Genomic DNA, 11,423 nt, shown 5'->3' on the forward strand with positions numbered 1-11,423 from the left:
GCCCGGGCGGCAGGTCATCCCGGCTCGGCGGTCATCGTCCGGATGTTCCAGGTGCCGTCCGCGCATTCCTCGACGTTCCAGCGGCCCGGCCTGCCGAGCGCGAAGGCGGGGACCGTTTCGAAGCGCACGCCGTCGAAACGGACCCTGCCGCGGAAGGCGGCCCCTGCGAAGTCCAGCGCCCCCTCGAACGCGGCGCTGTTGCAGATCAGTCCGCGCTCCCACGTCGTGGACGCGAAGGAGACGGGCCCGGCGAAGCCGGCCGCGCTGATCCCGGCCAGGCCGCCGAAGGCGGTGCGGGTGAAGTCCGCGGCCCCGGCCACCTGCACCCCGTACAGGTCCGCGGAGGCCTCCAGTACCGCCCGGCCGAAGGAGACGTCCTCCATGAAGAGCGCCTCCTTGAAACCGGCCGATCCGCGAAAGCGCGTCCGGCGGAACGTGGCCGCGCGGTGGAAGCGGCTCAGTTCGAAGTCGCCGGCGTGCTGGAACACCGCGCCGTCGAAGCGGACCGGCCCGCCGAAGACGGCTCCGGCGAAGCCGGCCCGGCCTGCGAAGACGGCCCGGACGAAGGAGGCGCGGCCGGCGAACTCGATGTCCGCCCGGTTCCAGTCGTCCACGAAGTAGGCCCGGTCGAAGGCCGCCGGTCCCACCCTGACCCGTCCCTGACCGTGCGGCTCCAGCGCCGTGAGCAGCCGCCGGAGCAGGCCGTGGTCGAAGGTCGTGCCCCGGAAGTCCACCGGAGCGCCCGGCTCCAGAGCGGCCAGGCAGTCCCGCTGCTCCTCCTCCCCCAGGTGCGCCAGGCACCGCTCGTACCCGGGCAGCCGGATCCCGACGCAGACCCACGGCTCGGCCTCCGAGGCCTCGAGTCCGCAGGTCTCCCAGTCGACGGCCGTGTTCAGGAGCGCGTCGGCGTCCACCAGTGCCTCTCCGAGGACGTCGGCGGGAGCATGATCGGCGGTGCACACCCAGCCCTCCTCCTCGGCGCCCACCCTCTGGAGGGAGATGCGGGCCGGGAAGCCGAACAGGTCCCCCAGGTCCTCGTGCAGCCGGTGGGAGACGGCGAGGACGAGAGACCCCGAGGAGGCCGTCCCCCGCAGCAGGTCCGCGATCGCCGGATGCCGCACCAGCCCGCCCGCCTCCGCCGTCCCGGCACCGACGGCCACGGCGAGGGAGGGGTGCATCCCTTCCATCCGCCGGTGGCCGTACGCGTTCATGGCCCCGGGCAGCCCGGACAACAGCCTGCCCGCCCTGGCGTGGGCGCCGGGCGCGTCCAGCGCGAGCAGGAGCGGCGCGCGCCCCTCGCCCCCGGTCAGCCGCCCGCCGACGCCGGTGCGCGTCATGAGCTCGACCAGCATGTCCCTGGTCTCCGTGAGCGGGGAACTCCCGATCGGGACCATGCCGTCGTCGCCGGGCCGTACCGCCAGGCACACTCCGGTGCCCGTGTCCCGGGCCCGCCCGGAACCCTCCAGCGCCGCGCGGAATCCGGGTTGTTCCAGCAGGGCGTCGGCCAGCAGGAACACCATGCGGTTGCGCCAGACCGTGTGGACGACGCCGACCAGCGCGCCGTCCACGGAGACCGGGCCGCCGCGGAAGTGCGTCCAGCCCTCCGGCTCCCCGGAGAGCCGGACGAGTTCGCCGTTGCGGCCGCCGTCGTGCGGGGCCGCCTCGCCCGTCAGCGCGAGCGGGTCCCCCTGGTCGGTGCGGCCGTCGATCAGCAGGTGGTCCACGTGGTGGTGGTCCGCCGTCGTCAGCCAGGGCAGCGGCTGCGCGCAGACCGCCGGATCCACCAGGTCCTCGTCGGCCTCGAGCAGCATCATCCGGGGTGCCACGTCGTCCGACCACACCCTGCGGCAGGGGATCTCCCGGTCGCCGGGCCGCACCCAGGCCACCGCCCCGGGGGGCAGCTGCGCGTCCCCGACCGTGAGCACCAGCCGCGGCGTCAGCAGGGTGCCGACCTCCTGCGGCTCGGGCAGCCCGTCGTAGCGGACCCGGACGACCCGGTCGGCCAGGCCCGGATCGCGCGCGGCCCGCGCGGCGAACGGCAGGGCGTCCTCGGCGACCCGGCGGCCGCCGTCGCGGCCCGTGGTGACGCGGGTCGCGGAGAACTCGGGGCCGGTGCGCCGGCCGCGGGACATGAACTCCCAGACGCGGCCCCGGACCAGCTCCCGTACGGCGGCCACGTCCCCGCGCAGCTGCGAGCCGAGCAGGGCCTCCCGTACGCCGGGCAGGAACTGGAACTCCAGCTCCTCGGCGTGCTGTTCGGCCGCCCGGTGCGACCAGTCCTCGAAGAGCCCGCCGAGGGCGACCTCGGCGAGGTGGCCGTGCTCCGAGTCGCGCAGCAGGGAGCGCCGGACCAGGGTCATCACCGGCAGGGTGAGCGGTACGGCGGCCAGGTGGGCGGCGAGCTGCTGGGCGGTCGGGGAGGCGCTCGCCCGGAAGTTCTCCACCACCTCCAGAGCGCTGCGGCCGCCGGGGGCGGGGTCCCGCGGGGTGCTCACCCGGCCTGCCACCGCGTCCAGGCGCAGGCAGGCCAGGCGCCGCCGGCGGCCGTCCCCGGAGACGACCCGGACCAGCCGGTCCAGGCTCCCGGAGGCGACGCCGACCACCGGGACGACGGCCGCGGCGGCGCGGCCCCGGCCGGCGCGGCCGCTGCGGGCGACCGGGGTCCGCTCCCAGGAGCGGGTGGCGGCGGCCGGCCGCTCCGCGCGGACGGCGAAGGGGACGGGCCGGACGGCGCCGCGGGTCCAGAGGCGTTCGGGCAGGACGTTGAGGACGGCCACGGCGTTGTGTGCGCACCAGTGCCGGAGCATGCCCTGCACGGAGGCCTCCCGCCAGCCGCCCGCCACGGTGTCGGACAGGACGAGGATCAGTCGGCGGCCCGCGGGGTCGGCCAGTTCCAGGGGGTTGCGGGGCGGGCCGCCGCGGCCCCGGGTGACCATCGGGACGGCGCCGGGGCCGGTACCGGTCAGTTGCCAGGTGCGGACGTCGCGGAAGACCCCGCTGCGGGTCAGGGCCCGGCGGACCTCGTCGACGTGGTCCGACCAGAGCAGCATGGAGTGGTGGGTGTCGACGACCAGGGCCAGGTCCAGCCAGCGGCTCTCGGCGGGCCGCAGGACCGGGGTGGTCACCATCCGCTCGATGGTGCGTTCCACGGTGAGCTGCTCGTCCAGTTCCTCGCCCGGCCCGCCGATGGAGCGTCGGCCCACGGGCCGCAGGGCGCGCATCAGGGCGAGCGGGTCGTCGAGGGAGGCGGCCCGGGGCAGTCGCAGGGGTGAGCCCCGGCGCCCGGCGGCGTCCTCGGCCGGTTTCACGTCGGGGGCGCGCCGGGCGGCCGGGAAGAGCTGGACGGGCTCACGTCCGGCCGGAGTGCCCGGCCCGGGTGCGGGAGCGGCGGCCTCGTCAAAAGGGGGCTCGGGACGTGGTGGCGGCTCGTCCGGCGGGTCCGCGCCGGGGGCCGCGGGCGGGCGGGCCCCGCGGCCCGCGTCGATCCGGGCCGCCAGCCACAGGATGTCGGCGATCTCCTCCGCCCCGAGGCCGGTGTACGGGAGGCTGCTGTCGGCGCCGTCGGCGAGGGCCGTGAGCAGCTTCTCGATCACGCCGTGGGCCCGGTCAGGTGCTGCATGACGGTGTCGAGGAAGCGTTCGCGGTCGGCGGGCGCGGACCAGGCACCGGCGAGGCGGAGCTGGATGGCGTTGAGGAGCTGGTCGGTGGCCAGGTCCCCGTCCTCGCCGCGTTCGAGGAAGGCCTGGACGAGGTCCCCGTACTCCTCGCCGGAGGCGATGTCGACGCCGAGCCGGCGGCGCACGATCCGCGCGAGCTTGTCCCGTCCGGGCGGCTCCAGGTGGAGGCGGACGCAGCGGCGCAGGAAGGCGGGCGGGAAGTCGCGTTCGCCGTTGCTGGTGAGGACCACGACGGGGAAGTAGCGGCACTGCACGCGGCCCTGGGTGATCCGTACGGCCGCTTCGGGGTCGTCGTCGGTGCCGATGGCGACGGTGGGGTCCTCCTGGGCGAGGCGGGCGAGTTCGGGGATCAGGAATCCGCCGTCCTCGAAGACGGTGAGGAGGTCGCCGGGGAGGTCGATGTCGCTCTTGTCGATCTCGTCGACGAGCAGCACGCGGGGACGGTCCTGCGGCAGCAGGGCGGTGCCGAGCGGTCCGAGGCGCAGGTAGCGGGAGATCGAGGGCGCGGAGGGGGTACCTACGACGGGCGCCCCGGCGGCGCTCGCGGTCCCGGCGGCCCCAGTGGCGCCGGCGGCGCTCGCGGTCGCCGCCGAGGGCGGCGGCGCGCCCGGCGTGCGCAGTTGCTCCAGCCCGGCCTCCTGGAGGCGCCCGATGGCGTCGTACAGGTACAGCCCGTCGCGCAGCACGGTCCGGCTGGTGATCGGCCAGTGCAGTACGGGCCCCAGGTTCAGGTCGGAGGCGATGCTGTGGGCGAGCGTGGACTTGCCGACGCCCGGTTTCCCGGTGACCAGGAGCGGCCTGCGCAGGTGCAGGGCCGTGTTGACGACGTCCTTCTCCGCCTCGTCGGGGACATATCCCTCGCCGCGCCGCACGGTGCGCTCCCAGGCCGCTCCCGCGCATCCGGGGGGCGCGTACCCGGGGTCGGGTGCGCCGCTGAAGTCCCGCCAGGGTGGCGGGGATCCGGCCTCCAGGCGGGCGCGTCGATCCGCGCCCTCACCGTTCCCTTGGTACAGCCACCAGTCCTTCGCCACTGCCTCTGCCTCCCTCTTCGATTTCGCCGTCCGTCGGTGGTCGGTGGTCGGGTTCAGGCCAGGGACCGGAGGCCCGGTATGTCGTCGGGATCGTCCCACAGGAGGACCAACTGGTCGCCCCCCGAAGATGGTTGGTGGGCGCGCACGGCTCCCGGGGCGGCGCCGGCGGCCGCCCGGCGCACCTCCCGCACGCGGGCGGGCAGGGCGAGTACGTCCAGTGCGCCGGGGTCGGGCCGGCCGTCCGGCCCGGCGGGAGCGAGCAGGTCGAGGAGTGCGGTGGCCGGTGCGCCGCCCCCGCGCCACCACACGGCCACCGGGAGCCCGCCTTCGAGCACGGCCTCCAGCAGCCCGGCGTGCGGGGCGGCCGTGGTGTGCGCGAGTACGCAGGCGGGCTCGGGTCCCGCGGCCAGTTCCATCCCGAGCAGGTCCGTGACCTCCTCGTCCGCCACGACCCGTACGGCCTCGGGATGCCGGCCGCCCTGGGCGTGCAGCCAGCCCCAGGTCTCGTACCACTGGGCGCCGGTGCCGGCCCGCTCGTCCGGGCAGCGCACCACCACCTGGTGGAGCAGGCCGAGCGCGCGGGTCCGGCCGGCCGGGCCGCGGGGCACCGGCCACTGGTCGAAGTCGGCGTCCAGCAGCTCGTACGGCACGTGGAACTCGACGCGGTCCACGGCCGCGTCGGCCGGCGCGCCGCCGATCACGAGGAGTTGCCGTACGAGCTGCTCCCGGACCCCGTCCAGCGGGACCGGCCGCCCCTGCGACTCCCATATGTGCTCGGTTCGTTCGCCCCGCAGCCACATCCGGGCCAGGAAGCCCGCTCCGCCGTCCGGCGGTGTCTCCAGCCGGACGTGCAGGACCTTCGGGCGGGCCGGCTGCGGGGGCGGCGGCAGCACCGGCAGGGCGAGGCGTTCGCGGGTGGCGCGGACCCAGTCCAGCAGCCGGCCCGCCCAGCTCGCGTCGCCCGCCGTGGCGGCCCGGTCCGCGAGGAACCGTACGAAGGGCACCGCCGGCGGCATCCCGCCGTGCCCGCCCTGGCGTTCGTCGAGGTCCTGGACGACTCCCAGGAGCCCGCCCGGGGGCAGGGCGCCGTGCGCCGGGGTGGCGCAGCCGGCCGCCTTGAAGGCCCAGGTGTAGGCCTCGTGGGCGCAGCGCGGCATCTCGCGGCCCTCGAAGAGCTCGCCGAGCCCGTCCCACGCCTCTTGGTCGAGGCGGGCCGCACCGGCCGGCCCGACGCCGGACAGCCCGTCGTCGAGGAAGGAGCAGTCGTCCCAGTTGCGGTCCACGATGAACTGCGGCAGCTGCGATCCCTGGCCGCGCTCGCGCTGCTCCTGGAAGCTCCGGTGGATGCTGCGGGCGGCGCCGGGCAGCCCGCTGACGCTCTCCCGCAGGGACCGGCCGCCGAGTTCGCCGAGCAGTGCGTCGGTGAACCGGCCGGCTCCGAGCTCGGGATCGTTGCGGGCGATCTCGCCCTCTCTGGTGGCGTAGAGCTGGAACTGCCGGCGGCCCGGGACGGAACTTCCGCCGCCGTAGTCGTTGGTGCCGAAGTTCCAGTGGGTGTCGCGGGGTGCGTCGACCCGGCAGGAGTCGACGAGGGCGGCCTGGAGCGGGAAGTTGCGCCGGCGGACCAGGTCGGTGCGCCACCAGCGCAGCGCGGAGTCGAGGTTGAGGTGCCGGATCAGGCCGGGGCTGGCATCGGCGCAGGAGAGCATCAGCTCCCCGCGCGGTCCGAGGTGGCCGTGGCCGGACCAGTAGATCCACAGCAGATCGCCGTCGCACTTGGGAAGTTCGTCGAGCAGCGCAGCGATCACGTGCTCCTCGGTCGCCTCCCGGCAGGCGCCGCGCAGGGCGGCCATGGCCGGGGAGTCCGACCAGTCGAGGGCATCGCGTCCGTCGAGCGGGGACAGCAGCAGCCGGACATTGCCGGGCGGTACCTCGGCCGGACCGGTCAGCCACTGGGCGAAGCGCAGGGCGTCGCGGGCCGGCCCGCGCAGGTTCCAGCGGGGGCTGATCGCGTACCGCTCCACGCCGACGACGAGCGCGAAGGTGCGCTGCGGGCCGAGGGCCGGGGGCAGGAAGCCGGCGGGGCTCACCCGATCTCCGCTTCGGCCACCGCCTGTTCGATGCGCTCGTAGAGGGCGTCCTGTTTCCAGTAGGCGCTGTGGCAGGCCGGGAAGGGCTGCCGGCTGCGGATCTCGTGGTCGCTGACGCGGGTGTCGCCGGGGAAGACGGGCCCGGCGAGGTAGGCGAGCACGTCGTGGCGGTCGTAGACGTTGAGCCAGCGCGGGAAGCCGTACGGGAGCTTCGCGCCGGGTTCGAGCGCGGTGAGCGCGCCGAGCTCGTAGAGGAAGGGGGCCTGCGAGCCGACGGTGACCAGCAGCTCCGCCCCCGGGACGGCCTCGCCGCGGGCGGCGGCGAGGGTGAGGAGGTCCACCAGGGCGATCCCGCCGAGGCTGTGGCCGATGAGTACGGTCGGCCCCGGGGCGGCGGTGATCCGGTCGTGCAGGAACTCCCGCAGCTCGCGTCCGCGGGACTGGTAGCGCAGGATGTCGCCGAGCACGGGGGTGGCTCCGACCGTGAGCGAGCCGCGCCGGGCGTTGAGCAGGGGCTGGGTGGTGACCCGCAGGGCGAGCCGGCCGAGGACGGCGGCCGCGCGGGCGCCGGGCACGCGGGCGTCGCCGCCGAGCCGGTTGGTGAGCAGTTCGACGAGTCGGTCGCGTTCGGCTCCGGTGCAGTCGGCCTCGTCGCCGACGGCGGCCAGGGCGGCGGCGGTCACGGCCCGGGCGAGGGCGGTGGCCAGCTCGCGGGCCTGCGGTTCGGTGGTGGCGCGTGCCGCGGCCCGGACCGCTTCGGCGGAGCCGGTGGTGGTGTCCAGGGCGGCGGCGAACTCGCGGGCGAGGCCGGTGCCGTGCAGCAGGGCGCCGAGCTCGTCCCCAGTGCGCGGCGGCTCGGGCGCGAGGCCTTCCAGCAGCGCGAGCACCTGGTCCCCGGCGCACCGCGCGCCGGGCATCGCGAAGGGGTCGTCCCCATGGTCGGCGTCGTCCCCGTGGCGGGCGCCGTCCGCGCCCGCCCAGCCCGCCTCGGCCAGGACCCGCAGCTCGCACAGCGGGTCGGCGAGCAGCAGCGCCCACTCGGCGGTCTCCGCGTCCGCGGGGTCGGGCGCGTCGGGCGGGCCGGGGCGCAGGCCCGGTACGGAGCGGCCGCCCGCGCCGAGGGTGGCGCCGAACCGGTCGCCCCAGTAGCAGGATTCGACGGCCGCGCCGGGGAATCTGACCGTGAGCCGTTCCCGGATCTGCGCGAACAGCCGGTCGTGCCGCTCGCGCCGTACCCCCGTACCGTGAACAAAGAGAAAACGCATCGCAGCCCGGCCCCTTCGCACAGTCGTCCCCCGCCCGGCACCATAGCCCCGCGGAAGCAACAGCGAACACGGAACGTCGAGTTCGGCCTAGCCGCGCGGCACCACCGTCCCCAGGACCTGCGGCAGCGGGTACCAGTCGGCGGAGACCACCGAGGCGTGGTGTCCGGCTGCGAGGGACAGTGCGAGGGCCAGGGCCGCCACTGCGGCGGTCACCGCGCCCGCCGTCCGGTTCCGCAGGGCCATCGTTCAGGCTCCCGTCAGTCATGTACAGCTCAAGTCGCAAGGAGCGTAGGAGAGTTGGATGACGCCCGGAAGGCCGGAGAGTGACATGCACACGGCGGCGCGGCCGGCTGTGAGAACGGACACGCCCCCTCCGTGGAACCAGGACCGCCGCTCCCCCATCGAAGGAAGCGGCAAAGAGTGTCCGGGGGCGGGAGCACCACATGGTCGGCAGGGTTGACGGGCGGAACCGGGAGCGCAGACGGAGCCGGGTTCCGGCGCGGGGCCCCGCGGTCGTCGGCGTCCTGTGCACCGTGCTCCTCGCGGGCGTCGGGTACCTCGCCTGGGAGCTGCGCGGCATCGCCGCCAACCGCGCGGACGGCGATCCGGCCCAGGGGGTCTACCAGCAGGACCCCGAGCGCGCCGACAGGACGGCGGCCGCCGTACTGGACGGGATCGCCGTGGAGGTTGCGGAGCCGCCGACGGACGGCAAGGCCTTCACCGAAGGCGGCGGCGCCGTGGACTGGCGGTACGCCGGGTGGCAGCCCTCCGACCCCCTGGAGGCCCGGCCCGCCCCGGCCGAGCCCGCCGTCGGCGCGCTCTTCTCCCCCGGAAGGGACGGCGACCCCGACCACCACTGCTCGGCCGTCGTGGTCCACTCCCCCGGCGGCGACCTGATCGCCACCGCCGCGCACTGCGTGTACGGCGGCGGTTTCCGCACCAACCTCGCCTTCGCCCCCGGCTACCGGGACGGCGTGGCTCCGTACGGCATCTGGGTGCCCACCCGCATCGACGTGGACCCGCACTGGGCGCAGGACCAGGACCCCGACCACGACGTCGCGTTCCTCCGGCTGCGCCGGCCCGGCTACCCGGGCCAGCGGCTGGAGGACGTCACGGGGGCCATGACCATGGGCCTCGGGGTGGAACTGCCCGCGCCCGCACGGCTCCTGGGCTACCCGAACTACGCCGAGCAGCCCCTGGAGTGCCGGAACACCGCCGTCCCGGCCGGGCCGACACAGGTGCGCCTCGACTGCGCGGACGTACCCAACGGCACCAGCGGCGGCCCGGTGACGACCGGCCGCAGCACCCTGATCGGGGTGATCGGCGGCCGTGACGGGGGCGGCGACGACGAGACCTCGTACTGCGTCCGCTTCGGCGACGGCGTGCGCGCCCTGTACGAGCGCTCCACCGCCTCGTCCTGAGCCACCGCCCGGTCCCGACCCACCGGTTGGCCGCACGGGGGATCTCCGAAAAGGTCCTCCGGTTTCGCCCGGTTGCTAGGCTCGTCGGCACAGTTTTCGGGCGCAGCAGGACGCAGACCGACGGGACCGCACCATGTCTCCAAAGCAACAGCGTGGCGAGGCCACCGTCGACCTCCTCCTGACCACCGCCCTGCGGGTGTTCGCCGAGTCCGGACAGCAGGGCTTCACCGTGAACGCGGTCGTCTCGGCCAGCGGGGTCAGCCTCGGCAGCCTCTACCACCACTTCGGCAGCTTCGACGGCCTGGCCGCCGCCCTCTACATCCGGTGCACGGACGAGCTGTGCGACGAGATGGTCGCCGCCCTCACCCGGTGCCGTACGGCCCGTACCGGAGTGCGTGCTTGGGTCACGTCCTATCTGGCGTTCACCCAGGAGCACCGGGACGTCGCGCTGTTCCTGCACGCGTCCGCCTACTCCGGCTACCTCGCGGCCCACGCGAAGGAGATCGGCGCGGCCAAGGCGGACAAGTTCGCGGCCATCGTGCGGTGGCTGGCGGTGCGCATGGAGCGCGGCGAGATCGCCCTGCTCCCGGCTCCCGTCATCGAGGTGCTGGTCATGGGCCCGCTGGCCGAGGCGGCCCGGCGCTGGCTGTCCAGCACCTACGAGATCGACCTCACCGAGGCCGCCCGCTACCTCCCCGACCACATCTGGCGTTCCCTGCGCCCCGATCCCGCCTGACCCGATCTGGGTGGTTGTCCGGCTCGTCGTCGTCCATGCCGCCGAGTCTGCTGCGGCGGGGACTTCGGGGGCAGGCCCGAGCCGGGGCGCCCGGAGGCAACCCGGGGGCGGACGGACTCATGTCGGGGCGCTCCCGGGACGACCCCCTCGGCTCCGGCCACCCCCGCGGTTCCGCGGCCCCGCGACCCCTGCGGCCCGATCAGCGCGGCAGGGCCGCGTACGAGACCCCGGTCAGCTTCTCCGAGGCGGCCCACAGCAGCTCGCCACAGCGGTCGTCGAGGGTCCACCCGGCCCGCCAGGACGCCGCGGGCGCCCCGCGCCAGCCGAACCGCGGACCGATGAACGCGTCCTGCCGGACCCCGGGGGCGGTGGCCGCGTAGAGGGTGGGCAGCGCGCCCGAGGAGGTGGGCTGGGCGAGCACCGTGTTGCCGAAGGCCGCCACCCGCGAGTTGAAGGTGGGGCCCTCCAGCTTCGACGCCCCGGAGTGGAGGTTGCTGGAGGCGTAGCCGGGGTGGGCCGCGGCGGCGGTGATCGGGGAGCCGGCGGCCGTGAAGCGCCGGGCCAGCTCGTGGGTGAAGAGCAGGTTGGCGGTCTTGGAGCGGCCGTAGGCGATCCAGCGCCGGTAGCCGTGCTCGGCGCCGAGCGCGTCGATGCCGCCACCCTCGACGTCGATCCGCCCCAGCGCGTGGAAGCCGCTGGATACGGTGACGATCCGGGCCCCGGGGGCTGCGGCGCGCAGGCGCGGCAGCAGCAGCCCGGTCAGGGCGAAGTGCCCGAGGTGGTTGACCCCGAACTGCGTCTCGAAGCCGTCGGCGGTCCGCCCGTACGGGAGCGCCATCACACCGGCGTTGTTGATCAGCAGGTCCAGGGCGGTGTGCCGCTGTGCGTAGGCCGCGGCGAACTCCCGTACGGAAGCCAGGTCGGCGAGGTCCAGCTCCATGAACTCCACCTCGGCGCCCGGCACCTCCGCGCGCAGCCGGACCACGGCGGCCCGGCCGCGGGCCGCGCTGCGGCAGGCCAGCACGACCGAGGCGCCGCGCCGGGCCAGCTCGCGGGCGGTGATGTGGCCGATACCGCTGTTGGATCCGGTCACCACGGCCGTCCGGCCGCTCTGAAGCTTCTATAGATCGTCAAGCTGTGGGAGACAGCCGGGGTGCTCCGCTGAATGCGCTGGTGAGGTGGTGGTAGACCTCGCGTGCGACA

General features: G+C 75.2%; 8 protein-coding genes. 2 read left to right on the top strand and 6 right to left on the bottom strand.

The genetic code is table 11. The features are described 5' to 3' along the window. Positions 1-14: 14 nt before the first annotated feature. The 5 genes from ACIQZO_RS27305 to ACIQZO_RS27325 form a co-directional block, all read right to left on the bottom strand. Positions 15-3,593, bottom strand: a complete 3,579-nt coding sequence (locus tag ACIQZO_RS27305) for an SAV_2336 N-terminal domain-related protein (RefSeq protein ID WP_403630974.1) — start codon at positions 3,591-3,593, stop codon at positions 15-17. After that, complete coding sequence (locus tag ACIQZO_RS27310; RefSeq protein ID WP_403630977.1) at positions 3,590-4,708, bottom strand: AAA family ATPase; 1,119 nt, start codon at positions 4,706-4,708, stop codon at positions 3,590-3,592. The genes ACIQZO_RS27305 and ACIQZO_RS27310 overlap by 4 nt, the downstream gene beginning before the upstream one ends. 53 nt (positions 4,709-4,761) lie before the next feature. Next, positions 4,762-6,798 (bottom strand): hypothetical protein, encoded by a 2,037-nt coding sequence (locus tag ACIQZO_RS27315; RefSeq protein WP_403630980.1) that lies wholly within the window; start codon positions 6,796-6,798, stop codon positions 4,762-4,764. Continuing rightward, positions 6,795-8,063: a hypothetical protein gene (locus ACIQZO_RS27320; protein WP_403630982.1), complete on the bottom strand. Its 1,269-nt coding sequence runs from the start codon at positions 8,061-8,063 to the stop codon at positions 6,795-6,797. The genes ACIQZO_RS27315 and ACIQZO_RS27320 overlap by 4 nt, the downstream gene beginning before the upstream one ends. Positions 8,064-8,150: 87 nt before the next feature. Beyond that, a complete protein-coding gene (locus tag ACIQZO_RS27325) occupies positions 8,151-8,306 on the bottom strand; it encodes a hypothetical protein (RefSeq protein WP_403630985.1) in 156 nt (51 codons plus the stop codon). Positions 8,307-8,506: 200 nt separating this feature from the next. On the opposite strand from ACIQZO_RS27325, the gene ACIQZO_RS27330 reads away from it, so the two are divergent. Then, positions 8,507-9,484 carry a trypsin-like serine peptidase gene (locus tag ACIQZO_RS27330; protein WP_403630987.1) on the top strand — a complete coding sequence of 326 codons (978 nt, stop codon included), beginning with the start codon at positions 8,507-8,509 and terminating at the stop codon, positions 9,482-9,484. A gap of 133 nt (positions 9,485-9,617) precedes the next feature. Continuing rightward, the gene (locus ACIQZO_RS27335; RefSeq protein ID WP_403630990.1) at positions 9,618-10,220 is read left to right on the top strand and encodes a TetR/AcrR family transcriptional regulator; all 603 of its coding nucleotides are present in this window, start codon (positions 9,618-9,620) and stop codon (positions 10,218-10,220) included. A 199-nt stretch (positions 10,221-10,419) separates the two neighbouring features. Here the strand turns inward: ACIQZO_RS27335 and ACIQZO_RS27340 are convergent, their stop codons facing one another. Further along, positions 10,420-11,313, bottom strand: a complete 894-nt coding sequence (locus ACIQZO_RS27340; RefSeq protein WP_403630993.1) for an oxidoreductase — start codon at positions 11,311-11,313, stop codon at positions 10,420-10,422. Positions 11,314-11,423 lie beyond the last annotated feature (110 nt).

Source organism: Streptomyces sp. NPDC097617, assembly GCF_044761485.1.
GTDB lineage: Bacteria > Actinomycetota > Actinomycetes > Streptomycetales > Streptomycetaceae > Streptomyces.